We start from the raw sequence: 24,009 nt of genomic DNA on the forward strand, positions 1-24,009 counted from the left end.
TACGACGCCGTGACCGATCTGACGGTCTTCGACACCGAGGCCGAGGCGACCCGCGTGCAAGTCGAGACGACGGTCCCGCTGTTGTTGACCTCGCTGCAAGACTCCGGGGTACCGCTGGAGATGCCGTTCGAGGTCGTGGACGGACGGATGACGCTCGAAGCGACGCTCCCACAGGAGACGCTCTCGGAACTGGGTGAGACGCTCGACAACTTCGGTATCCGGTACACCGTCGAGCGCATCCAACAGGAGTCCGAATCGGATTCGCTCTTGACCGAACGCCAGGAGTGGGTGCTCGACGAGGCGATCGAACGGGGCTACTACGACACGCCCCGACGTACCACGCTCGTCGACCTCGCCGACGAGCTGGGCGTCGCGAAGTCGACCTGTAGCGAGATCCTTCACCGCGCCGAAGGACGGGTGCTGAAAGAGTATCGGGACGACGAGGCCCCTTCCGAAGTCGTGGTGTCGTCCAGCTGACCGCGCTCGGCCGTCGCTGGATCGTCGGGTCTCCGGATATCGACCTCACCGACAGATGTCGCAGCCGATCGACCAGAGCGCGATCAGCGCGACGACGACCGGGACGTGAGCGACGACCAGCAGCGGGGTCGTCAGCCACCCCAGTTCGAGAGCCCGACCGACCGCTCGAACCGCCGTGCCAAGCAACGGCAGCGACAGGAGTGCCAGCACCGTGATCCCGACTCGCGTGGGAATCGACCGCCGATCCACCGCCGTCCTGATGTGTGTGACGTGTTCTCGAATCATTTTAGGCCGACCTAAATTATTGCGTCTTCGCATGGCGGCGGATCGAACCTGACTCTTTCCCCGAACTGGTTCGGACGTGCGATCGACCGAAGTCAGCCGTCAATTGGTCGGAACTGTTCGGGTGAACCCTCAAGAACGCCCTCGACGACGATTCAGACGAATCAGGGATCATTATCACTAATCTAACATAACTATTATACTTCAAAATGATCAACTCTATTTAAGTAGGTCTCATGTGGCGGAAATTGAGAACTTGGTTTACAGAATCAGGCCCCTCTAATGACATTCTAGAGGAACTTCCGTGGGACTTGGAGGATTTAAACTTAGAGATAAGGAAATATGAGACAGAGCTGGGGATAACTGGAAAGCAGCTCGGCAAATTAGAGGAGGAGTTTGAAGAAATGATCGATGCTGCAGAGTCTGCTTCGGAACCCGGACGGCTTAAAAAATATCGTAAAGCCAGAACAATCCTAAGAGAGTTCGAACAGCAGAAGGCGAAATACGTCGAGCTATTTGAAGAATATGTGATGTTGTGCATTGTTAAAAATACGGCTGTATATCTGGATAATAATGACTATCGTTCCTTGGCTGATGTGGGCCTCTCTGAATATGATGAATTTAAAGCGGAAATGGCCGAGGAACTACGTGACGATTTAGACGACCACCAGACGTTTGAGACACAATTTGAACGAGAGTTAGATGGCGGCGCTATCCCCGATAGGACTGATTCTCAAGATACTATCCTTGATGGAGTTGCTGAATCAATAGAAGAACTAGACTGGGATACCTATGATCGAACATCGCATGAACAGAGTGAGCCCCAAATTTTCGAGGATGTCGCTGGTATGGTTTTCAGTGAGTCTATATTAAACGAACTCTCTTTTTGCTCTTCGGAAGCGGATTGTTGATCGGGATCGCTACTAATCGAGATCAGTCGAGATCGCCGAGATGGAGGCGGACCACGCGGAAACTGCGGACCGGCTCGATCGGCTCGCGCTTTGGGGCCGTCGGTCGACCACTACTGTGGCTCGCCGACGCTCTCAGGCCACACACTGTCCTGGGTCGCCGTCCGAATCCGGGCAGAGCCCGAGACAGGCCGAATCGGCGAGCGCACGCAGGCGGAAGACGCCGGTCTCTGGCAGCGCGAACCCGATGTCGAACGCCGTCTCCTCGTCGAGTGTCACGTCCAGTACCGAATCGAAGAAGGTCGCGACGACGCAGAGTCGCCAGCCGGCCTGCGTCGCGACCTGCTCTCCCCGCTCTGTCAGCGCCACGCCCTGATACTTCTCGTGTTCGACCAGCCCTCGATCGTCGAGCTTCGCCACCATCTCCGTGACGCTCGCGGCGGTCACGCCCATGTACTTCCGCAGGTCGCCGGTCGAAACCCGATCGGTCCGTGACTCGGCGAGGACGGAGATCGCGAAGAGGTAGCGTGCCCCACTCCGCTCGGTCTCCGACAGCGACGGCCCGAACGACGGGGGCTCCATCTGGGACTCCGAAGACATACCGTACGATTCCCCGGACACGTGTGAAAGCGTGGTGCCGAACCGATTCGTACCGTCTCGGATACTCCGCCGGCCGAACGACGCCACTCGCCGGACGTGCGTTCGGTCGAGCCGAACATCTCCCGACGCACCGTTTAGTTTAGGCGGTCCTAAATGGGTGGTATGGAGACGAGCGAAAACGAGCGCGACGGGCCGACGGTCCTGGGCAGGGCCGTTCCGATGCGGGCCCTCCGACCACGGCTCGTCCTCGGCTTGCTACTCGGCGGTTCCTTCGCTGGCGTCTGGCTCACGCACGCGGGCGATCCTCTCCGGGTTCGGACACTGTTCTGGCTGCTCGTCGTCACTGCGGGGTTGCTCGGCGGCGGTCTCTACTGGCGACTCGTCATCTTCGACCAGAGCAGATTCGAGGCGTCCGGCGATCGTCGGTACGTTCGCCGTCGGTGGCGACGGCTGGAGACGGTCGCAGTCGTGGGCTCTGCGCTCGCTGGCACCACTGCAGTCGTCACCGCGACGGCTGGCCCGTCGTTTGGAACTCGGCTACTCGGTACCGGTCTCGTCGCCGGACTCCTGCCGTGGTTCGGCGTCCGATACGTCGGAGCGGACTCGGCTCTGACGAGGACACTTCGATCGGTGCTTCTGGGGACCGTTCTCGTCTCTCTCGGTAGCTTCGCCTGGATAGAGACGAACACGACGGTTCTGGACTGGGCGATCAGGGCGGGACACCTCGGGGCCTTCTCCCTCTGGATCGGTGGAGCCGGCTGGCACAACTTCGTCGTCCTCCCGACGGTGCGATCCCGTCCCGACGCCGGTGACGCGCTGCGGTCACAGGCGCGAGCGTTCCGCCGCCACCTGCCGGCCGTGATCGCGCTGGTGTTCCTGACCGGACTCTATCAGACCGACCGCCTCCTCGGGCTCGCACCGTCGGCGGTACTGGGTTCGCGCCTCGGCCACCTCGTGGGCTTCAAGCTCCTCGTTCTGACGACCCTGACCGCGATGGTCGCGGCGACGTACAGACGGACGGAGTGAGGCCTCTCACGCCTCTCTCCTCACGTGGGGACTGTGGCCGATACCGCGGCTTCACTCGCCGGTTTCGAGGACGATCTGCCCGGTCGCGAGCTGCGTCAGCTCGGGCGTCGCGTCGGCGTGTGGATCGAACGCGGTGTAGGCAAACGCCTGCCAGAGGGCGCGTTCGGGGTACGGTCGCCGTGATAGGTCGACGCCGAGCGCCGCCGCGAGCGCCAGATCGTCGAGTTCGCCGGTCGTCGTGGGGACCGAGAGCGGATTCGGGAGCGCTTCGAGGTCCAGACCGAAAGCCGGGAACAGTCGGTACGTCGCTCCCGGTGCGGGGTGGTGGAGTTCGCGCCGGCCGGGGAAGCGGACGACGAGCTCCGGAGCGATCGTCTTCGGGCGACCGTCCGTGCCGACGGGCTCGACGCGCTGCTCGCCGAGGCGTATTCGACGCCGTTGCCCCGGCGAGAGATCGTGCCGGGTCCCGTCGACCATCAGTTCGACCGCCGACTCGACGTGTCGCTCGATCGAGACGGCCGGCGGTACGTAGGCTCCGACGTGGCTCGTCGTCACGTCCCCGCCGATGGTGCCATCGACGACGACCGTCGTCCCGCTCGCACCTTCCGTGACGAGCGGTGGCCCCTCCGCTGGCAACGAGTCGAACCCGACGAGTTCGTGCGTGGTCCCACAGGCCAGTTCCCAGTCTCGCGGCTCCGCAGTCGAGGACGCTACCGCGGGTCGCCAGTAGAAGACGCGCGACGTTCCGTCGAGTTCGTACGGCACCGCGTCCGGAAAGAACCGGTCACCGGTTTCGGTCGGTTCGAGCCCGGGATGTTCGAGTTTCAGTTCCAGATACGGGTGCTCCTGGACGACGGGGGGCGACACCCCGTCTGGCGGGACCTGCCGCCACTCGACGGGGACTGCGTCGTCGACCGTGTTTGCTTCGTCCATTGGTGGGGTGTTACGGGCCGGCAGACTCGTGTTCCGTGGTCTACACACGCGACTGCCCTCGTCGGTGTCGTGACCGCGTGACGGACTCGCCACGCGGTACCGACTTTCGTCCGAGCGGCCGACGGCGTCGAACTCCCGACCGACGGACACCGTCTCCGTGTCGACGAGCTTCGAGCGAGACGGTCGAGTGTGTTCGGCCGAATATCTCCGCCCGCGGGTCGCTCTCGACTGTCGGGTCCTCGATCACGGTCCCGAAAGGATTCGCCACGGAGGTAATGGGATCGGGGCGAAAACGGACCGTAGACATGGCAACGGAACTCGACCTGCGAGAGCACCCGGAAGACGAGCACCGCCGGACGCTGTTCGACACGCTGTCGGAGATAGAGACCGGGGACACCGTCGAGGTCGTGGCGAATCGGGACCTCGATCTCCACCTGGTCCGCTACCAGATCGAACGCGATCGGGAGATCGAGTGGACGTACGCGGATCCCGACGCGGAGCCCCGGGAACTCACAGTGACCAAGCGCGATCCGCTGGAGGCCGACCTGGGAACGATCGACGTTCGCGACCTGAAGCCCCAGCGCCGTCACGAGGCGCTGCTCGCGATCTTCGACGAACTGGGGGCCGACGAGGGGTTCGTCCTGCACAACGACCACGACCCCAAACCGCTGTATCACGAGCTCAGGTCGATGCACGGCGACGTGGTCGACTGGGAGTACAGAAGCCGCGGCGACGACGGCTGGCGCGTCGAGGTCGTCAAGACCGGCGAGTCCGACGCCGACGACGAGGGCGTCGTCACCCGCTACGACGTTCGCGACATCCCCAAAGAAGAGCGCCATCCGACGATCCACCATCGCTACGGGATGATCCCCGAGGGCGGGACGATGGAACTGATCGCTCCCCACGAGCCGCGACCGCTCCGCGGCGAGTTCCGGGAACGGTACGGAAACGCCTTCTCCTGGGAGGTCGTCGAGAGCGAGCCCGGTCGCTGTCGCGTCCAAATCACGAAAGAGGCCGGCGGCGACGCCGACGGTTCCGGGGACACGAACGAGGCGGAGGCCGACGACGAGGCGGTCGAGATCCTCGAAGAGCTGGACGTGCGCGATCTGCCGCCGGCCCAGCGCCACGAGCGTATCTTCGCCGCGTACGACGACCTGACGGAGGGAACGGGGTTCGTGCTGGTCAACGACCACGACCCCAAACCGCTGTACCACCAGTTCGAGGCCGAGACGGGGCCGGAGTTCCGCTGGGAGTACCGACAGAAAGAGCCCGGGGAATTCAGAGTGCTGATCGGGAAGACGAGAGTGGCCGGCAGCGAACCGTCCAGCGGGAAAGAAGCGGCCGGCGACGCGTCGAACGCGCCGTTCTGACGGTCGCCGACGTGCTCGTCGAGGCGGAACCGATCCCGACACGGAGACGGTCGCCGTCACGTTCTCCTCCCAGAGCGAGTCGACTCGCCGGGCGCATCCCACGATCGGATGCAACTCACCGATGTGTCTCTCCCCGAGAACCGATACAGATGACTCGCGGTCTGTCCGGCGGCCGAGGGGCGTTACACCTGCGTATCGTAGCCGGCAACACGAACGTAATCGGGAGAATATATACCACTCGGCCGTGCTTACCCTCCCTCATGAGTCTCGAACCGGCCGAGGCGGATCGTCGGCTCGATGTCCGGGAGATCGACGGCGAACCGTTCGGCGACATCATGGCTGCCGTACAGGAACTGGAGGACGACGAGTCGCTGCTCTTGATCAACAGTTTCGAGCCCGAACCGCTGTACGACGTGCTCGAACAGCGCGGGTTCACCTACGAGGCGGCCAACCCGGAACCCGATCTCTGGCACGTCGAAGTCGAACACGCCTGAGCCGTCGATCCGTCCGGGAGTGACCTTCTTCGGGGTTCCCGGACACGACGGTACGCACCTATACGATGTGGAGTCCGTCCCCCCGGTCGACGAGCGCGTCCACGTCGGGCTGGTGATCGTCGCCAGTGGTCTCGAAATCAACCGGGCGCGCTCACTCTCGACGTATCTCCAGGTAGGTGGTGTACTCCTTGCGGAGGAGGCGTCCGCGCTCGCTCTCGATGGCGAGCAGTTCGTGTGGCGTCTGCGCCGCGAGCTGTGGATACTCTCGTTTGGCTCGTCTGTCGGTGCTCCGGATGACCAGTACGGCACCGTCCGGCAAGTCTTCGAGCGCCCGCTGTACCCGAGCGATCCCGCTCGCACAGCCACGACCTCGGTTGTCGACGGTCATCTCCGGCTCGACATCCGGCGCGGTGTCGGGGATCGTCGGTTCAGACATCGCTCGTCACCTCCGTGTGCGGTTCGTCGTCCGTCGGTTCGTTCTCTCCGGGGTCGCTCTCGCCGAGGCCGTCGAGTTCACACACGCCTTCTATCGGCGAACAGGCCCGCCACATGGGGCAGAGCTTGAACATAACGACCAGCAGACCGATACACCCCACCTTCGCGAGGACGGCCACGCCGACGCCGCTCCCGAGATAGGACGTGACGGCGGTTCCCAGACTGTCTACGGCCTGGAAGAGGCCAGTCACGAGCAGCGTCGGGACGATGAACCGAACCGCCCACCGAAACCGTTCGAGCTGTTGGCCCGCCGCCCGGACGACGCCGATCGTCGGCCGCTTCTGTCCGGTCGGAACGGCGACGAAGATGTTCCACACCGCGCCGCCGACCCACACCGCAAACGCCGTGAGGTGAAGTATCCGAACGCCCGCGGCGACCGGGTCGAGACCGCGCATCGCGACGTCTGCGGTGGCCGTAGCGAGACGCCCCCGTGTAACGTCCCGGCCCCCGAACAACCCCCCAGTCCGCCGTCCGGATCGAACGCGACCGCCGTCAGGCCACCAGCTTCTGTCGCAGCTCCCGTTCGTCGACGCGGAACTTGAACGCCGGCCGGTCGTCGACGAGCACGTAGGGGACGCGGTCGCCGTACTCCTCGCGCAGCGACGCCTCGTCGACGTCGACGACTTCGATGTCGACCGACCGAGCCACCGACTCGGCCACCGTCCGTATCGTCCGGAGCGCGTCGTCACAGAGGTGACACTCCTCCCGGGTGTACACTGTCACTGTCGTGTCCGCCATCGTCTCGGTGTTGGTCCAGCGGGGTGAAAATCGATGCGATGGCCCGGCCACTGGACGCGCGTCGCCGAGAGCCAGCGGACCGTCGCTCCCTCGCCCGGCAGTACAGTTATCTGCGACGCGTGATAACCGATCGGTCACGATCCGTTCGTCGCCGCTCAACTATGATCTCGTACTGCCACAGCAACGTCGGTCAGCAGCGTTCCGAAAACGAGGATGCGTCCCGCTGTGCGTCGCTCGACGACGGGCGGGAACTCGTCGTCGTCGCCGACGGCATGGGGGGCCACCCGAAGGGTGCCGAGGCGAGTGCAACGGCTGTCGAGCGACTGTTCGAAACGGTCACCTCGGAGACGCCCGAAGACGACGGGCCAGAGGCCGTGCTCGAACGCGGCTTCCGGGCCGCACACGACGCCGTGACCGATCTCGCGGCGGGCGAGCGCAAGACGCCGGGGACGACGCTCGTCGCCGCACTCGTCGCGGACGACACCGCGACGATCGCCAACGTCGGAGACAGCCGCGCCTACTACGTCGACGACGCACTCCGGCAGGTGACCACCGACCAATCGCAGGTCCAGGAACTCGTCGAGGCGGGCGAGATCACGCCCGAAGAGGCCACGAACCACCCGATGAGCCACGTGCTGTCCCAGGCGGTCGGGACCGCCGACGACCTCGACGTCGACCTGTACACGCAGTCGCTCTCGGAGGGGTGGCTCCTGCTCTGTACGGACGGGCTCACCGATCCCGTTCCGGAGGACACGATCGAGGCGACCTGTCTCGACGCCGCGTCGCTCGAATCCGCGGGGACGGCTCTGATCCGGGAAGCCAACGACCGAGGCGGACCGGACAACGTCACCGTCGGTCTCTGCCGGACCGAAACGGCGTAGGCCACACTGCGGTGTCCGTTTCGTCGCCGCCTCGGGGACAGCGTCCGTCGGCAGTTCGCCGCCCCGGAGTGGCCGATGCCGTACACTCACAGCGCCATCTCATACGGTGTATCGTCGTTGCGTACCGGCGATCGTCGCCACGGGGGTCGACGACACCGGTCTATCGTTCCACTCGCCAGTCTCAGTCGGCGACGAAACAGAGCCCGTCAGCGGCGGCGGGGTAGCCGGTCGTCCCGTAGCCGTCTTCGGCCAGCCGTTCGAAGGCGGCCCGCACGATGTGTGGGCCGAAGTCGTGTTCGTCGACGACCGCGTGGTGCTGGACGACTTCGGTCATCGGGTCGTCGACGTAGTCGTCGCGCAGGACCTCGATGCAGTCGGCGACGCGCTCGCTGTCCACCGCACGCGTGAACAGATCGACGTTCTCGGAGACGAGGCGGTCGTTTCGGTCGTAGATCAGCTCGTTGGACTGGATGTCGACCAGACAGACGCTCACCTGCTGGTCGAACCGGGACCGCGCGGCGTCCTCGTTCTGGACGAACGCTTCCACGTCGTCGGTCCAGCCGGTGGGTGAGGCGATGCCGATCAGGTGGGTCGTGTCGTTCGACTCGGCGCGGGCGACCGTCTCGTTGACGACATCGATGAGGTCGTCGATGCCCGCGGGCCGCGCGTCGAAGCCGTTCACGGCGAAGGCTTCGAGGTTGGCGGCGACGACGGCCTCGACGACCAGTTTCGTCTCCGAGAACGCGACGAACTTGTTCGTCCGCACGCGGTAGGTCGAGAACCGTCCGACCGGGTACCGATCGGCCGTGGTCTCGTCGTCCAGTACGTCTGCGACGATCGATCGGTGGTCCCCGGTGAAGTGTCGGCGTCGATCCTCCCAGAACCCCTCCGGGATCTCGAAGCGATCGCCACCGGGGAGCGTCAGGTGGGTCGCCTCCTCGACGGAGGTCTCGAACCGCGTGACGTAGTCCATCTCGTACAGCCGCGCCACTTGCGCGCGGATCGCCTTCCCGTCGGGCTCCTCGCGCTGACTCCGGACGGACTCGGCGATCTCTCCGACGCGCTCGTCCAGCTCGTCGACTCGGTCGACCCGCTGTTCGGCCGTCGCGACCCGTTCTTCGAGGTCGCCGAACTCCCGGTCCAGTCGATCCCCGGTCGTCTCCAGGCGCTCGCGTTCGTTCCGTAACCGCTGGATTTCGGCGCTGAGATCGCCTTTCCGCTCCGAGAGGCGGTCGAGTTCGTCTTCGAGCAGCGACGCGGCTTTCGACGCGGCCTCGTCCTGTAGCTCCTGGCGGGTCTCCTCGCGGGCCGCCTCCAGCTGCTCGATCTGTGCTTCGAGGTCGTCTTCCAGCGTCGAGATCGTGTCGAGTTTCTCCGAGATCTCTCGTCTGTCCGCGGAGCGTTGCTCCGAGAGGGTCGCGATCTGGTCTTTGATCTCGTCGAGCTCGCCTTCGACGGCGTCCGTGTCGACGCCGCCGGTCGCCATCTCCGACTGGAGTCGGCTCATCTCGGTCCGGAGGGATCGCTCTTGCTCCTGGAGGCTGTGGTGGACCGTCTCCGAGAGCGACTCCAGCTCGTCCCGTACCGTCGCTTCGATGGCCTCTCGCTCGGATTTCGCGTCCCGGGCCGCTTCCGCGGCACTGACGATACCCTCGATGGTGTTCGGGAGCCCGTGGTGTTTGATGTAGAGGAAGACGGCCTCGTCGGCCAGTTCGAAGAACTCCTCGAACTCCCGCTGGAAGTACGAGATCGTCGCGCCGCGGATCTCGTTTGACGACGTGTCCAGCAGCGACTCCCGGAGGTCGGCTTGCGCTTCGAGTTCCTCGGTGACGAACTGGTGGACCTTCCCGTCCTTGTTCTTGATGTTGGTCTCCAGGTTCTCCTCGTCGATCTGCTTGAACTTCCGGCGGAAGTCGTCGAACTGCCTGACGAACTCGCGTTCTCCCGCCTCGAACTGGTCGACGAACCCCTTCGACTCGGGCTCGCTCTCGCCTGCCTCCTCGATCGCCGTCGCCAGGAGCAGCTTCGCGGCCTCGAAGGAGGCCACCTCGTTCTCTTTGGTGGCCTCGGGGATCGACTCCCGGTGTTCGGGGTAGAAGTCCCACTCGTACACCTCTTTGTTCTGTTCGAGCTGGTTGTACAGGTCTCGTCGGCGCTGTGCCGAGTAGTTCGCTAGTTCGACCAGGTCCTTCTGCAAGACCTGGTGGGCCGGATACGTCAGCTCTTCGCGTTTGTCTTTGATCGTTCCCATTGTTAGGCAATCATGTACCCGATCTCCTCTTCGATGAATTCACGGAGAAACTCCGGTGCCTCTCCGAAACCGTCGATGACGACGTGGAGTCGGACGGTGTTCTGTTCTCGTTCTCGGATGTCGTACTGGATCTCGGCTCGTCCCTTCTTCGTGTAGACGGCCCAGAGACTCTCGCCGTCGGTCGTCGACCCCTGGTCGACGGCCTTTCGCTTTTTCATGATCGATTCCATCGCCCACTCGACGCGTTCGGCCTCGACGTCGTCGAACGTCTCGTCGATCGTCGCCTGGACCTGCGTCGCCTCGGTGTCGACGCGGTTCAGTTCGTACGCCGACAGCTCCTCTTCTGGCACCTTCGCCGCCAGCTGGTCGTACAGCTCGTCGATGTCGACGTCTCTCACGACGCGGGACATGCCGTCGAGGGACTCGATCGTCCCGTCCTCCCAGTTGTCGAGCAGGTACTCCGCGCGCTTTCGCTCGCGCTCGTCTTCGTAGTCGACGACGACGAGGTACGCACCGTCCTCGCTCATCTCGGTGCTGCCCTCCACTGGTCTGGGTGCTCCGTCGCGACGCCGACCGGCGTCGACCGACTCGCACACCCCTTCGTCGCGTCTCTCATCTCTCTGGCACAACGTTCCACCTCCAACTATAAACAATTTCTCCATATTGGACACAACTGTCCGTCGGAACCGATGGTCCGGACGCGACGCTTCGGTCTCCGTCGCGCTCACCCCTGTTTCGCGGTGGCGCTCGGAGGGCGTCGCGTCACTCGCCCAGGTCGATCACGTCGTCCAGCGTCCACTCGTCGTCGGCCCCTTCGAAATCGAGCGTCGGTTCGCCGTCGGCCTGTTCGAGCGGTTCGGGATCGAACGACGGACCGTCGTCCCCGTCGAACGGCCCCGGCATCGGCTCCGGGTCGAGCGACCAGTCGGGGAGGTACCGATCGTCGATCTCCAGTGCGTCTGCGACGGCGGCGAGATACTCGTCGGCCCGGCGCAACTCGACGCCGCAGTTCGCCTGTGCCCGGCTCACTCGTTGCTGTACGGCCTGGGGCGCTTCGCCCTCGACCGCACGGAGCGCGCGGACGACCTGTGTCGCGGTGAGTCGCCGCCCGTGCCTGTCGCGCCTTTCCGCTCGCTGCTCGTAGTTCTGCGTGAGCCGTGTGGCTCTCTCCTCGTGTCGTTCCCGCTCGTGGCCGTCGGCGTCGGCACCCGCCCGAAGCGTCTCCTCGAATCGCTCCTCTATAGTAACAATTGAAACGATTTACACACCGATCGCACTGCTATCGTGCGATCGGGTGTGCATTGATTTTCAATGGCTACTATAGCTCGGCCATCTCCTCACCGACGAGTTCGTACTCGACCGCCTGCTCGCGTTCGAACAGTTCGAGGCGCTTTGCCTCCAAATCGGCGTCCAACAGCCGCTCGTCACGCGCGCCGAACTCGCTCTCGATCCACTCGCCGAGTTCCTGCCGGAACATGGCACTCGGTTGCAGTGACTCCCATGTGAACTACCCCACCCTACTCGCCAGCTACCGCTGGCTCCTTGAGGGTGGGGCTTCCTGCTTCTAAGACGCGCTTTGCAGATACAAGTGTATCTACAGTGAGCGCAGTCTCCACAGGCGTTCCTTCGGAGTGTCCCACTCCTAGCTGGCTCAGACCGCGAGAGAGGATATTGATCGCCGCGTTCGAGTCTCTATCTGTCTAATACTGGCGGCTGTCCTCTCGTTCGTGTATTCCCCACCACGGGGCAGCGAAGTCGCTTTCCACGGCTGCTACGGCGTGTCGTCGACGAGATCGTCCAGCGCGTCGGCGAGGTAGACCGCCCGACTGTACCGCTCCGAGGGGGCCGGTGCGAGCGCGGTCTGTACGACCTCGTCGACCGACGACGGCAGTTCTGGGCGCAGCTCCGACGGCGGCGTCGGCAGCGACCGCTCGGCGACCGACTCGCCCTCGGCTCCCGTCGCCGTCGGCACCCGTCCGGTCAGCAGTTCGTAGAGCACCGCGCCGAGCTGATAGATGTCCGTCCGGTGGTCGAGTTCCCGGTCGGACTCGAACTGCTCGGGGGCAGCGTAGCGCGGATCGAGCGCTGCCGGATCGCTGCCGCCGCGCTGAGTCTTCGCGACGCCCCAGTCGCCGATCTTGGGGAGGTCCCACGCTGCCTCCGGCGTCGGGGCGAAGAGGACGTTTTCGGCCCGGAGATCGAAGTGCCGGACCCCGAGGTGGTGTACGTCGGCGAGGGTCTCGGCCAGCACGCTCGCGATCCACAGCCCCTCGTCGATCGCGAGCCCGTCGTCGGCGTCGCGGAGGCGCTGGCGCAGGTCGCCGCCGGTCAGACGCTCCATCGCGATCCAGGGTCGGGGAACCTTCCCCCAGTCGACGACGCTCACGACGTGGCGGTGGTCGTCACACTGGGCCCACAGCTTCCCCGCTTCGACGAACCGGTCGATCGTCGCTCCGGTCAGCGTCCCCTCGTCGGACAGGCGCTTGACCGCGAGCGCCGCGTCCGGTTCGGACTCGACTGTCGCAGCCCTGACCTCAGCGAATCCGCCGTCGCCGATGCGCTCGCCGATCGTCAGCTCGCTGTAGGTGACCGACTCGGGCAGCGACGGCTCGACCGGCTCGGGCACCCTCTCGGCGGGTCTGGCGACCGTCGTCGGGGTGTCGGGCTCGTCGTTCGCTGCGGTGTCTGGGTCCTGTGGTTCGGCTGTCTGCTGTGAGACTGCCTCGTCGATCCCGACCGCCAGGTGACACTCGCCCTCGTAGATTTCGGTCGAGTAGACCCCGACGACCGCCCGGCCCCCTTCCCCTTCCAGGCTGTGGACGAGCACCGGCTCGGACTCGACCGTCGTCGTCTCGAAATCCCTCGAGAACTGTCCTGTCGTCGTCACGAACTGCGGCGGCTCGTCGTCCGTCATCGCGTGCTCCGATGGAAACCGGCGGTTCCGACGAGGCCTGTTCCGAACGACGTTGCGAGCATTCTGTCGTCGCCACTGTTTCCGGGCCAGCGTCTCAACTCTTCCGCTTCGTGGAGAGTTCTGGTTTTAACATCGTCCACTGGTTACCCACACCATGGTCGCTAACTTCGAAAATATCGAGGCCCGGAGGTTCGTCGGGGTCGCCGTCCTCACTGTGGATGGGGTGATCGATGTCACCGAGGAGTGAGCCGTTCGGCGACCGTCGAACGGCGTCGGGCGAGCAGAGGTGTGACTCGTGAGCGACACCGACGAGGACGAAGTCCAACTCGACGAGGCCCGGGCGTTCCTCGCGACGCTGCCCGACGACCCGGCCGCCTACACCGAGGCCGACCGGTGGCGCATCGAGGAGTTGCTGCTGTCTGACAACCACGGCGTCGTCCACGTCACGGCGCAACTGGTCAGAGAGGCGACGGCACGGGACGCAGAGGCGATGGCACCGCTGGTACAACCGCTGATCGACGCGGTCGTCCACACCGACGGGCTCCGCCGTCCGGAACTGGTGGCCGCGATCGCGGAGTTCGATCGCACACGAGTCGCGGCGGCCGATCCCCAGTTCGACCGGACTCCGGTCGCGCGGGCCGACCCCGTCGGCCAGTACCACCGAACGCTGGCCGACACCGAAAACGAGGAGCTCGTCCGCTCGAAACGGGCGGCAGCACTCGCGGCGATCTACGACCTCTTTCCCCAGGAAGTCCGGGACACGGTCCCGACGCTGCTCGACTGTCTGGAACCGGCCGAGGACGATGTCGGCCTGCTCTGTGAGGCCGCCGGGAAGGCCCTGGGGACGATCGCGGGCAAAGACGATCAGGTGCGCGCACGGGTCATAGAACGGTTCGAGCGCGAACTCGACCGCGGGTCGCTCCCGAACAAAGGCGTGGTGTACGGCGTGGGGAACCTCGTGACTTGCCGCTCGGACGCGGGGTTGACGCTCGTCGAGCCGCTGGTCGAGGCGACGAACCGGGCCGGCGTCGACAGTGCCGCCCACGAGGCGGAGCGCTGGCACGTCGTCAGCGCGCTCGAGACGATCGCAGAGGAGCGCCCGGCTCTTCTCGATCACCACACAGACCGGCTCACGCTGCTCCTGACCGACGACGAGACGATGGTCCGGAAGCAGGCGATCGGCCTGTTCGAGACGCTCGGCGAGACGGAGCCGGCCGTCCTCGACCGCGTCGCCGACGACCTCGTTGCCGCCGCCGACGATCCCGACCCGAAGATACGACGCGCGGTCGTGAGCGCTCTCGCGCCGCTGGAGTCGCGACTGGCCGAGGCGGCCGAACCTGCGGCCCGCGCGCACCTCGCGGCTCTGGAGTCGGCGGCGGATTTCCGGAAGAGCACGGTGCTGGGCGAGCTGGGCCGGCTGGCCGAGCACTGTCCGGACCTGGTCGTCGGCGGGCTGGTCGAGATCGTCGCCCACCTCGATCACCAGTCGTGGGGCGTCAGGTCGAGTGCAGCGTCCGCGCTCGGCAGGCTGGGTAGCGAACGGCCCGACGCCGTTCGCCCGCTGGTCGAGCGGGACGCGTCGGGACTGATCGCTTCGACCGGGTCGACGCCCCTCCTCGGTCTCCTCGACGACGAGCAGGACTCGGTCCGTGCGGACGCTGTCCACGCCCTCGGACGGATCGGCGCGGCCGATCGGGAACTGGCCGACGTCGTGTTTCCAGCCGTTCTCGGGGCCGTCGACGACGGTGACTCACACGTCGAGCAACGGGCGCTCCGGGCTTTCGGACGGATCGGCGCGGCCCATCCCGACGCGGTGACCGACGATCACGTCTCGACGCTCGTCACCAGCGTGGGGCACGTCAGCGAGACGGTCAGAGCGGCGGCGGCCGAGGCGATCGGCGCGCTCGCGGCGAGCGGTCTGGATCTGCGTGTCGCTCGCGATCCGCTCGTCGACCTGCTCGACGACTACTATCCCCGTCCCCGCGTCGAAGCCTGCGAGTCGCTCGCGGCACTCGGCGCGGAGCCGGCGGCTGCACGGATCGCGCCACTCCGCACACACTACGACGACGACGTTCGGGAGGCCGCCCAGGCGGCACTCGCGGCGCTCGACTACGACCCCGACGGTTCGCCCGAGTCGGACTCGAAGTCGTCGGCTGACGCGGGCTCCGGTTCGGAGCGCCCGGCGGGAGCACGGTCCGAGGCGACCGGTCGCCGGGTCCGCGACGACCGGTCTGAGACCACCAGCGAGGCCGCTTCGACGGCGATACCGACCGGCCAGCCGACACAGGCCCCGTCGCTGTCGCTGGACTACGGCGACGTGGAGACCGGTCGAGTCGTCGGCCGTGGCGGCAACGCAGTCGTCCGGGAGGGGACCGTCGAGATCGACGGGGAGTCGCGGACGGTCGCCGTCAAAGAGCCCGTCACCGAGGGGACACAGACGGCAGACGACATCGCCGCCTTCGAGCGCGAGGCGCGACAGTGGGACCGACTCTCGGACCGTGCTCACGTCGTCGGCGTCGTCGACTGGGACGTCGACCCCCTCCCCTGGATCGCCCTGGAGTACATGGACGGGGGCTCGCTGGCGGCCAGAGTCGGCGAGTGTGACTACCGCCAGACGCTGTGGATCTGCGAGCGCGTCGCGAACGCGGTCCGACACGACCAGACCGGGATGGCACACCTCGATCTCAAACCCGCGAACATCCTCTTCGAGTCGACGCCCGACGGCGTCTGGGACGTGCCGAAGGTCGCCGACTGGGGAATCGCCCGACTGCTGAACGAGCACGGTGCGACTGCCGGCGGGATGACCGCGACGTACGCGGCACCGGAACAGTTCGACCCCGACACCTACGGGACGCCCGACAGCAGGACGGACATCTACCAGCTCGGGGTCGTCCTCTACGAGCTGCTCGTGGGCGAGCCGCCCTTTACCGGCTCCGACGTGGACGTGATGCAGAGCGTTCTGTCCGACGAGCCCGCACTGCCGGGCGAGCGAGTCGACGGTCTCCCGGACGGGATCGACGACACCGTCGAGACGGCCCTCGCGACGGACCCCGAGCGCCGCTTCGAGACGATCGAACGGATGCAGTCGCGGCTGGGAGCCCACCTCGACGAGCTGTAGCTTAGCGCTGTGCCCGGAGCTGGGACTGGAGGCGCTCGACGGTGCTGAACCGCTCCGCTGGCTGCTTTTCCAGCGCCTTCATCACGGCGTCGCTGACGGCCTGCGGGACGCGATCGTCGACCGCCGCCGGTGGCTCGGGCTCCTCGGTGAGGATCGCGTTCATCAGCGCGACGCCGTTGCCCTCGAAGGGCGGCCGGCCGGTCAGCACCTCGTACATGAGGACGCCGAGCTGGTAGATGTCCGTCTTGCTGCTGGGGTCGCCGAACTCGTCGGCGTCGAACTGCTCGGGGGCGGCGTAGGTCGGCGACATGCCCTCGACGGTCGGTTGGTGTTCCTTGAGCGTGCGTGCCAGCCCCCAGTCGGCGACCTTCGGTACGTCCCAGCTCCCCTCTCCGGTCCGGCGAAACAGGACGTTCTCGGGCTTGAGATCCAGGTGGAGGACGCCGGTCTGGTCGTGGCGGACTCCCTGCGCGATCCGTTCGCACGTCCAGACGGCCTGCTCGATGGAAAACTCCGAGAGCCGCTCGCGCAGCGTGCCGCCGTCCATGTACTCTATCGCGATCCAGGGCTTGGGCCGCGTCCCGCTGTCGACGACGCCGACGACGTGGTCTCGGGGCGACAGCAGCGACCACGTCTCCGCCTCCTGCTCGAAGCTCTCTACCACCGACGACGTGATCGTTCCCTCGAAGTTCGGTACCTTCAGCGCGACCGTCGTCGTCTCTCCGTTGACGCGGTACTGTGCCTCGTGGACGACGCCGCTGCCCCCGTGTCCGAGCTGCCCCTCGATCTCGAAGTCGGCGTACGCAAGCTCTTCTCGGGCCGGACTCTGAACGCTCGCCACGTCGGGCACCATCGAGGCCGTATCGACGTTCGTTGCGGTCGACGACTGCGTGTCGGCCGACGCCTCGGCGGCTGCCGTCGATTCGGTCTCCCCGGTGTTCTCGGCCGCCGATTCCGTCTCGGTCGCCGATTCCGTCTCGGCCGTCGACGCGGATTCGCTGCTCGCTTCGCCCGGCGACGAGTCGGCCGCCTGCCGTCCTTCCGTCTGTGCTGTTGCCCGGTCTGCTGTCCCTTTCGTCTGTCTCTCTCCTTCGAGGGCATCCGCTCCCGTCGCCTCGATCGACTGCCCCTCGTCCGAGCCGAAGGCGGCTGCACACGCCCGGAGTCCGGACTGAAGCTCCTCGACTCCGGCGTTCGCCGCTTCGATCGTCCCGACAACGTCACCGGTCGTCACCGCGCCCTCTGCGGTCGGCTCGATGAGGTTCTCCTCTTCCAGCACTCGCAGCGAGTATCGGAGCTCGTTGTGGGGGTGGTCCAGCACGTCGGCGAGATCGGTGATGCCCGCGGGCTCCCGTTCGAAGACGGTTCGGAGCACGGTCAGATTCCGCCCGGTGAGCTCGGCCTCGCTCTCGACCGTCTCGAACATCTCCGTGAGCGTCGGCGTCTCCTCCTCCTCGGAATCCGTCATTATCACAGCATCCGCGTGCCAAAAGTAATAGCTTGTCCCGCGTGTCTGGTGCCCGTTCGGGGTTTCGACGCGCCTCTTTCGACGGTGGTCCGTCGCGTTTCCGAGCTCAATTGTCTCCACTTTGGAGACTCAATATTACATCTCTAAAAGCCAAATCTTTATGTGTCTGGTGCCCGTCGGACGATGTACTGGGAGCGATCCAACATGGCACTATCACTGTGGACGCTGGCGCTGGCACTGCTCGTCAACCTCGTACTCGGTGCGGTCCTCGTACTGGGCGTGTTCACGCTGATGGAGCAGCGCATCCTGCTGGGGGCCATCGCGGGGCTGGTCATCGGCGGCATCGTCGTCTACGCAGAGGCGACCGTCGGCGCACAGCTGTTCTCGCTGACGTTCGAAGAGAAGCGACTGATCGTCGTCCTGGCGGGCATCGGCGCGGCGCTGGGAATCTCGGGGACGATGCTGACCATCGAACCGGAGATCAACTGATACGGAAACTTGTAGTTGCGTACCGGTGAGCGTCTATCCCGTAGCGACACTCACCGGTAAATGCCTACAACCGTCCGTATGACGCCGTCGGCCGTCACTGCCTCACGAAAACGTTCAACACCCGTTCCGACGTACTCTCTGAGAGATGGGGCTTCGCTGAGAGCATGATTGTCGATGCACTGCAACGGGCGTCTCGTCTCCGATCCAAAGCCGACTCCGAGCGCCACACCGTCGCTACAGACGAGATCGAGGAACTCACTGCACTGCTGGAGTATCGCCGACCGACGGCTCCAGCGTCGCCCGCGGAATCGGCCGAGGCTCCTCTGGACGACGGGGACGTTCGCGCCGGGGCGGCTCTGGCACTTGCGGCCGTCGCTCGGGACCGACCGGACGCCGTCGTTCCTGCCGTGGATGGTCTCAGACAGTGTCTCACCGACACCCATCCGGGTTTGCGTGGGAACGCCGCTCTCGCACTCGCTGCGGTCGCCGAGGCACGTCCCGAGGAGATCCGACCGGCGGTTCCCGGCCTCCGGACGCTCCTTTCCGAGGCGCGTACCGAGACACGCGCCACCGTGACGCCAGCGGAGTATCCCGAATCGATCCGGCCGCTGGTCGCGGAGCTCCGGTCGCTGCGAAACGACGAGCGTGACACGGCGCGTGCCGCCGGTGCCATCGCGCTCAAAAACGTCGCGAGAGCCGCTCCCGGATCGGTCGTCACCGCCGTCGACGCTCTTCTGACACTCCTCGACGAGGAGAAAGCCGCGACGCGCACCGCGGCCGTCGAGGCGCTGAAAAACGTCGCCAGCGAACGACCGGCTGCGATCGAACCGGCCGTCGACGACCTGCAGACCTCACTCGACGACGACGACCGGCGCGTACGCGAAGCGGCCGAACGGACGCTTGCGATGCTCGACGGTGCGTCCACAGAGAGCGCCGCCGTCGAAGACGCCGGTCGGACCGAGCCGAACCGACAGCACCAACGAACCACGACTATGGACTCTGCTCACCAACCGGATCTCGACGAGGGAGAAGAGACGCCGTCGATGTCGCTCGACCCGTCCGCACTGCGCCACGACGACGTCATCGGCCGCACCGCGACGACGGTCGTGCATCGGGTCCGTCACCCCGGCGAGGACGGGCCGGACGGCATCGCCGTGAAACACCCCGCTCGACACGGGACGCTGACCGAGGAGACCATCGACGGGTTCGATCACGAGGCCCGGCAGTGGGCCGGCCTCGACGACCACCCGAACGTCGTCTCGGTGATCGACTGGGGGTACGACCCGCTCCCCTGGCTCCGCGGCGATGCGTCGGTACCCTGGATCGCCACGGAGGTCGTCGACGGACCGGACCTTCGCGCCGTCGCCGAGGACGCGACGGTCGAGCAGTCGCTCTGGACCGCACAGCGACTCGTCGACGCGGTCTGGCACGCCCACCACCGCGGCGTCGTCCACCTCGACCTGAAGCCGTCGAACGTCCTGTTTGCCCCCGGCGAGCGGTGGCCGATTCCGAAGGTCGCCGACTGGGAGCTCTCCCGCTCGCTGCTGGGCCAGGGGGCCGCCGTCGGCATCTCGACGCCCGGCTACTGTGCGCCCGAACAGGACGGCCAGGGCACGACGGACCAGCGGACCGACCAGTTCCAGCTCGCGATCGTCCTCTACGAGCTGTTCACCGGGACGCATCCGTTCGTCGACGACCTCGCCGCCACCCCACAGCGAGAGCGCATCGAGCGCGTCCTCGACGCCGATCACAGGTCGCCCAGCGAGCGCCGTCCGGAGTTGCCGGCCGCTCTCGACGACGTGTTCGAGCGCGCACTGGCGCGGGACCCGGCCGATCGGTACGAGGCGACGATCGACCTCCGTCGCGCCCTGGAGCGGATCGCCGAGGAGTGGGAGTCGACGCCGGACGACCCGCAGAGCGCGACCGAGCCCGCGACGGCAGACCGCGACCCCACCCCGACGACCGACCACTCCGCGCCGGAACCGACGAGTACGGACCGCTCGCGGCCGACGGCCGACGACCGCGACTGGCCGACCCTCCACGGGAGCGCGTCGCGCTCCGGCCCTCGACAGCGTGCGGTCGGCCCCTCGCCACCCGTCACCGAACGCTGGACGTTCCAGGCGGGCGATTCGATCAGGGGCGGCCCGACCGTCGTCGACGACACGCTGTACGTCGGGAGCGACGATGCGGCCGTCTACGCACTGGCGACGGAGTCCGGTGCGACGCGGTGGACCTACGAGACCGACGATCCGGTCCAGTCGCCGGCGACCGTCGTCGACGGGACGGTGTACGTCGGCAGCCACGACAAGCGCGTGTACGCGCTGGACGCCGAGACCGGAGCCGAGCGGTGGGTGGCCGAAACGGACGGGATGGTCGACGCTGCGCCCGCGGTGGTCGACGGGACGGTGTACGTCGGCAGCTACGACAAGCACGTGTACGCGCTGGACGCCGCGACCGGGGCCGAGCGGTGGGTCGTCGAGACCGACGGCAAGACCGGCGCGGTCCCCACCGTCGTCGACGGGACGGTGTACGCCTCCTGTGGAACCGGCGTCCTCGCCGCGCTGGACGCCGACTCCGGCGAGCGCCTGTGGCGCTACCCCACCGGTGGACCGGCGATGTCGACGCCAGCGGTCTCTGACGGCGTCCTCTACGCGGGCACCAACGACGGGCGCGTCGTGGCACTCGACGCCGACACGGGCACCGAGCGCTGGACGTTCGACGCCGGTGGGAACGGCCGGTCGGCACCGGCGATCTGCGGTGACACCGTGTACGCGGGCAGCATCGACGGCTACGTTCTCGCGATCGACGCGGACAGCGGCACCGAACGCTGGCGCTACGACACGGCGGGACAGATCAACGGTGCGCCGGTCGCCGCCGACGACACGCTCCTGGTCGGGAGCTGGGACGAGTGTCTGTACGCGCTGGACGCCGCGACCGGCGACGAGCGGTGGCACTACCGGACCGGCAGTCTCATCGACGGATCGCCGGCAGTGGCAGACGGGACGGCGTACGTCGCCACGCACGACGGCGTCGTGTCCGCGCTCGGCGAGGAGTGAACCACGGTCGCTGTCGTCGCCAAGCTTGATGTAGCTCTCTGGCCAACACCTGGCCAATGACTGATCCTCGGATTCCCGACCGCTCGGCGGTCGCGAGTCCGCCGCGTCGGGACCTCGATTACCGGACGGTCGACGCCGCGAAGTCCCCGCTCGACGCCGGTGGACAGGCGCTCGTCTACGAGGCGGCCGTCCCGGACGACGAGCCGCCGGATCGGATCGCTCTCAAGGAGCCCGCAGACCCCGGAACGCTGACCGGTGACGTGGTCGAGACGTTCCTGGAAGAGGCCCGTACCTGGGAGCTGGTCGACCGCCGCGAGCGCGAGAAGCACCGGTGGGCGGACTCCGAGCACGTCGTCGGCGTGATCGACACCGGCGAGCGCCTGCCCTGGATCGCGATGGAGTACATGGACGGCGGCGACCTCGCCGAGCGCCTCGACGGCACCGACGGGCTGGCACTGGACGAGGCCCTGTGGGTCGGCGAGTGTGTCTGTCGCGGGATCGAACTCGCCCACAACTACGGGGTCGTCCACCTCGACGTCAAACCGTCGAACGTGCTGTTTCGAACCACGCCGGGCGACGCCTGGGACGTGCCGAAGATCGCCGACTGGGGGCTCGCGCGCTCGCTCTCGGAACGCACGCGAACGATGGAGGGGCTCTCGGTCACCTACGCCGCACCCGAACAGTTCGAACCCGACGAGTTCGGCGATCCGGACATGCTGACCGACGTGTACCAGGTCGGAGCACTGGTCTACGCGCTGCTCACCGGTCGCCCGCCCTACGTCGGCAACCGGATGAGCGTCATGCACGATGTCGTGTACGGTGATCCGCCAGCACCGCCGAGCGCGCACCGCGACGACGCGTCTCCGGCACTCGACGCCGTCGTCTCGACCGCCCTCGAAACGAGCAAGCGCGACCGCTACGACGCCGTTCAGATCTTCAGGCAGGCACTCAGGGCGGCCCGGACGGATCGCGCGCTCCCGCCGATCGTCGCCGACCGCCTCTCGGCAGACGACCGCTCGCCCCGTGTCGACGCGGCCGAGAGCGCCTCCACGGACACTGGTTCGACCGACGCTGCCTCCAGCGACGGCGACTCGACAGACGCCGACACCGGCGACCCCGACGAGGACCTGACGTTCAGGGAGCGCGTCGAGCAGATCAGGGCGGAGCGATCCGAGGACGACGGGTCTCCGGCAGACGACGACACGACGAACACCTCTGTGGCGGACGAGTCTGAGGAGCTGACCTTCAGAGAACGCGTCGAGCAGATCAGGGCGGAGCGGTCCGAGGACGGCGAATCTCCGACGGACGACGATTCGGGGGACAGCGCCGAAGCGGACGAGAGCGAGCTGGAAGACCTGACCTTCAGGGAACGCGTCGAGCAGATCAGGGAGGAACGCTCCGAGGACGGCGAGTCTACTTCGGACGGTAGTTCGAACGACAGCGCCGAGACAGACGGGGACACGTCCGGGGACGACGCTGGGGGGAGTGGCGCTGCGCGGACCGACGGCTGGTTCGATCCGGCTGCGTTCCCCGAGGGCAGCGAGCGGGATCTCGCGGCGGCAATCGCCGGGATCGAGTCCGGTACCGCCGAGCTGTCACTCGCCGACGCGATCGCCAGGTGCGACGATCGATCCCTCGCGGCGGCGCTGGCCGCGATGGACGCCCCCGATCACTGATCTCGCTCGGCGAGAACCGCCTCGATCCGCAGCATTCGGGCCTCGTCTCGCTCGACGCTGACGATCAGAGACGTGGCGACCAGTGCGTCGACCACGTATCGGAGGACGTAGTTCTTCGTCTGGGTCTCCTCGGTCTCCCGCATCGATTCGATCGTTCCCCGATCGGAGAAGCCGCGTACGAACGGCTCGCTGTCGGTCTCGTATCGGGATCGGAGGTCGACGGCCCCGTCGATCGGGTCGATCCCTTTCTCGCTGGCGTGGAATCTGACGAGGTCGAACAGCGCGTCGGAGGCGGCCTCGACGACGAGTTGCTGGCGGCCCGCGACGCTGTGTGCGAAGTCGGCCACCCGCTGGCTGAGCGCCATCGCCGTGGCACCGTTGCCCGGCACCCGGCCGTCGTCGTCGAACTGCTCCGCGATGTCTGCGAGCTGGTCGACGATCTCGCCTTCCACCACGTCGAGCCCGTCGGTGATCTCCTGGCGCGTCACGCCGTAAGCCCAGAGCTCGGCGCAGTTGTGCAGGAGTCGCTGGGTCAGGACTCTCGTCTCGCGCGTGTCGAGGAACGCCGCCACCAGGTCGGGATACTCGTCGGAGAGTGCCTCTGGCTGCTGGTCCGCGATCGCCAGTATCGTCCGCTGAACGTCGTCTCTGACCATCATCTCGTCGCGGCTGTAGCCCGCAGCTTCCAGGAGCTTTCGCAGCCGCGGCAGGTACGTGGCGACGACCGCCGGGTCGGACCGGGCCCGCGTCTTGAACTGGTCGGCCTCCGCCCGTAACTCCGATGTCGACTTGTCGAAACGGCGCTCCATCTCCGAGTCGAGTCCTGCCATGTG

The 24,009-nt window shown here is 66.4% G+C and carries 24 protein-coding genes and 1 pseudogene; 11 read left to right on the forward strand and 14 right to left on the reverse strand.

Translation table 11 applies throughout. The annotated features are described in order from the left end of the window. Nucleotides 1–9: 9 nt before the first annotated feature. On the forward strand, nt 10–477 hold the full coding sequence (locus HMUK_RS17950) for a helix-turn-helix domain-containing protein (RefSeq protein ID WP_223270985.1): 468 nt from the start codon (nt 10–12) through the stop codon (nt 475–477). 45 nt (nt 478–522) lie between these two features. Here the strand turns inward: HMUK_RS17950 and HMUK_RS15830 are convergent, their stop codons facing one another. Beyond that, entirely contained in the window at nt 523–762 is a 240-nt protein-coding gene (locus HMUK_RS15830) for a hypothetical protein (protein ID WP_012807445.1), read from the reverse strand. Between the two features lie 245 nt (nt 763–1,007). Between HMUK_RS15830 and HMUK_RS15835 the strand changes: the two genes are divergently transcribed. Next, nucleotides 1,008–1,670 (forward strand): hypothetical protein, encoded by a 663-nt coding sequence (locus HMUK_RS15835; RefSeq protein WP_126967197.1) that lies wholly within the window; start codon nt 1,008–1,010, stop codon nt 1,668–1,670. A gap of 132 nt (nt 1,671–1,802) precedes the next feature. Here HMUK_RS15835 and HMUK_RS15840 read toward each other — a convergent pair whose 3' ends face one another. Next, entirely contained in the window at nt 1,803–2,267 is a 465-nt protein-coding gene (locus HMUK_RS15840; protein WP_012807447.1) for a metal-dependent transcriptional regulator, read from the reverse strand. 162 nt (nt 2,268–2,429) lie between these two features. Between HMUK_RS15840 and HMUK_RS15845 the strand changes: the two genes are divergently transcribed. After that, nucleotides 2,430–3,293, forward strand: coding sequence for a hypothetical protein (locus HMUK_RS15845; protein WP_049940910.1), 864 nt, complete (start codon nt 2,430–2,432; stop codon nt 3,291–3,293). Nucleotides 3,294–3,344: 51 nt separating this feature from the next. Here the strand turns inward: HMUK_RS15845 and HMUK_RS15850 are convergent, their stop codons facing one another. Then, on the reverse strand, nt 3,345–4,226 hold the full coding sequence (locus HMUK_RS15850) for a hypothetical protein (protein WP_012807449.1): 882 nt from the start codon (nt 4,224–4,226) through the stop codon (nt 3,345–3,347). Nucleotides 4,227–4,531: 305 nt separating this feature from the next. Here HMUK_RS15850 and HMUK_RS15855 point away from each other — a divergent pair, with 305 nt between their 5' ends. Next, nucleotides 4,532–5,596: a DUF2249 domain-containing protein gene (locus HMUK_RS15855; RefSeq protein ID WP_012807450.1), complete on the forward strand. Its 1,065-nt coding sequence runs from the start codon at nt 4,532–4,534 to the stop codon at nt 5,594–5,596. A 260-nt stretch (nt 5,597–5,856) separates the two neighbouring features. After that, nucleotides 5,857–6,090: a DUF2249 domain-containing protein gene (locus HMUK_RS15860; RefSeq protein ID WP_012807451.1), complete on the forward strand. Its 234-nt coding sequence runs from the start codon at nt 5,857–5,859 to the stop codon at nt 6,088–6,090. Nucleotides 6,091–6,241: 151 nt separating this feature from the next. Here the strand turns inward: HMUK_RS15860 and HMUK_RS15865 are convergent, their stop codons facing one another. The 3 genes from HMUK_RS15865 to HMUK_RS15875 all read right to left on the reverse strand — a co-directional run bounded on the left by HMUK_RS15865 (nt 6,242) and on the right by HMUK_RS15875 (nt 7,323). Next, nucleotides 6,242–6,526 carry a sulfurtransferase TusA family protein gene (locus HMUK_RS15865; protein WP_012807452.1) on the reverse strand — a complete coding sequence of 95 codons (285 nt, stop codon included), beginning with the start codon at nt 6,524–6,526 and terminating at the stop codon, nt 6,242–6,244. Next, nucleotides 6,519–6,980, reverse strand: coding sequence for a hypothetical protein (locus HMUK_RS15870; protein ID WP_012807453.1), 462 nt, complete (start codon nt 6,978–6,980; stop codon nt 6,519–6,521). The genes HMUK_RS15865 and HMUK_RS15870 overlap by 8 nt, the downstream gene beginning before the upstream one ends. 97 nt (nt 6,981–7,077) lie before the next feature. Next, entirely contained in the window at nt 7,078–7,323 is a 246-nt protein-coding gene (locus tag HMUK_RS15875; protein ID WP_012807454.1) for a glutaredoxin family protein, read from the reverse strand. A 161-nt stretch (nt 7,324–7,484) separates the two neighbouring features. Here HMUK_RS15875 and HMUK_RS15880 point away from each other — a divergent pair, with 161 nt between their 5' ends. After that, nucleotides 7,485–8,204 carry a PP2C family protein-serine/threonine phosphatase gene (locus HMUK_RS15880; protein ID WP_012807455.1) on the forward strand — a complete coding sequence of 240 codons (720 nt, stop codon included), beginning with the start codon at nt 7,485–7,487 and terminating at the stop codon, nt 8,202–8,204. 181 nt (nt 8,205–8,385) lie between these two features. Here the strand turns inward: HMUK_RS15880 and HMUK_RS15885 are convergent, their stop codons facing one another. From HMUK_RS15885 to HMUK_RS15895, 3 genes are all read right to left on the reverse strand, one after another. Further along, nucleotides 8,386–10,455 (reverse strand): hypothetical protein, encoded by a 2,070-nt coding sequence (locus tag HMUK_RS15885; protein ID WP_012807456.1) that lies wholly within the window; start codon nt 10,453–10,455, stop codon nt 8,386–8,388. 2 nt (nt 10,456–10,457) lie between these two features. After that, nucleotides 10,458–11,000: a hypothetical protein gene (locus HMUK_RS15890; RefSeq protein ID WP_223270986.1), complete on the reverse strand. Its 543-nt coding sequence runs from the start codon at nt 10,998–11,000 to the stop codon at nt 10,458–10,460. A gap of 217 nt (nt 11,001–11,217) precedes the next feature. After that, the gene (locus tag HMUK_RS15895) at nt 11,218–11,484 is read right to left on the reverse strand and encodes a hypothetical protein (protein ID WP_012807458.1); all 267 of its coding nucleotides are present in this window, start codon (nt 11,482–11,484) and stop codon (nt 11,218–11,220) included. Nucleotides 11,485–11,565: 81 nt separating this feature from the next. Between HMUK_RS15895 and HMUK_RS17815 the strand changes: the two genes are divergently transcribed. Beyond that, nucleotides 11,566–11,709 carry a hypothetical protein gene (locus HMUK_RS17815; protein ID WP_218916815.1) on the forward strand — a complete coding sequence of 48 codons (144 nt, stop codon included), beginning with the start codon at nt 11,566–11,568 and terminating at the stop codon, nt 11,707–11,709. 64 nt (nt 11,710–11,773) lie between these two features. On the opposite strand, the gene HMUK_RS17725 is transcribed toward HMUK_RS17815, so the two are convergent. The 3 genes and pseudogenes from HMUK_RS17725 to HMUK_RS15900 form a co-directional block, all read right to left on the reverse strand. Then, the gene (locus tag HMUK_RS17725) at nt 11,774–11,932 is read right to left on the reverse strand and encodes a hypothetical protein (protein ID WP_012807459.1); all 159 of its coding nucleotides are present in this window, start codon (nt 11,930–11,932) and stop codon (nt 11,774–11,776) included. Between the two features lie 40 nt (nt 11,933–11,972). Further along, nucleotides 11,973–12,152: pseudogene (locus HMUK_RS16850) on the reverse strand (RNA-guided endonuclease TnpB family protein); the annotation flags it as partial. 74 nt (nt 12,153–12,226) lie between these two features. Beyond that, nucleotides 12,227–13,369, reverse strand: a complete 1,143-nt coding sequence (locus HMUK_RS15900) for a serine/threonine-protein kinase (protein WP_012807460.1) — start codon at nt 13,367–13,369, stop codon at nt 12,227–12,229. A gap of 295 nt (nt 13,370–13,664) precedes the next feature. Between HMUK_RS15900 and HMUK_RS15905 the strand changes: the two genes are divergently transcribed. Beyond that, nucleotides 13,665–16,487: a protein kinase domain-containing protein gene (locus HMUK_RS15905; protein ID WP_012807461.1), complete on the forward strand. Its 2,823-nt coding sequence runs from the start codon at nt 13,665–13,667 to the stop codon at nt 16,485–16,487. Nucleotide 16,488: 1 nt separating this feature from the next. Here HMUK_RS15905 and HMUK_RS15910 read toward each other — a convergent pair whose 3' ends face one another. Next, nucleotides 16,489–17,955, reverse strand: coding sequence for a protein kinase domain-containing protein (locus HMUK_RS15910; RefSeq protein WP_012807462.1), 1,467 nt, complete (start codon nt 17,953–17,955; stop codon nt 16,489–16,491). Nucleotides 17,956–18,159: 204 nt separating this feature from the next. On the opposite strand from HMUK_RS15910, the gene HMUK_RS15915 reads away from it, so the two are divergent. The 3 genes from HMUK_RS15915 (at nt 18,160) to HMUK_RS15925 (ending at nt 23,176) form a co-directional block, all read left to right on the forward strand. Further along, nucleotides 18,160–18,444 (forward strand): hypothetical protein, encoded by a 285-nt coding sequence (locus HMUK_RS15915; RefSeq protein ID WP_223270982.1) that lies wholly within the window; start codon nt 18,160–18,162, stop codon nt 18,442–18,444. A gap of 164 nt (nt 18,445–18,608) precedes the next feature. After that, nucleotides 18,609–21,500, forward strand: coding sequence for an outer membrane protein assembly factor BamB family protein (locus HMUK_RS15920; protein WP_012807464.1), 2,892 nt, complete (start codon nt 18,609–18,611; stop codon nt 21,498–21,500). 56 nt (nt 21,501–21,556) lie between these two features. Continuing rightward, nucleotides 21,557–23,176 (forward strand): serine/threonine protein kinase, encoded by a 1,620-nt coding sequence (locus HMUK_RS15925; protein WP_012807465.1) that lies wholly within the window; start codon nt 21,557–21,559, stop codon nt 23,174–23,176. Here the strand turns inward: HMUK_RS15925 and HMUK_RS15930 are convergent. Then, a complete protein-coding gene (locus HMUK_RS15930; RefSeq protein ID WP_012807466.1) occupies nt 23,170–24,006 on the reverse strand; it encodes a TCP-1/cpn60 chaperonin family protein in 837 nt (278 codons plus the stop codon). The two genes, HMUK_RS15925 and HMUK_RS15930, sit on opposite strands and share 7 nt — an antisense overlap. Between the last annotated feature and the right edge of the window lie 3 nt (nt 24,007–24,009).

The sequence above is a fragment of the Halomicrobium mukohataei DSM 12286 genome, from assembly GCF_000023965.1.
Lineage (GTDB): Archaea > Halobacteriota > Halobacteria > Halobacteriales > Haloarculaceae > Halomicrobium > Halomicrobium mukohataei.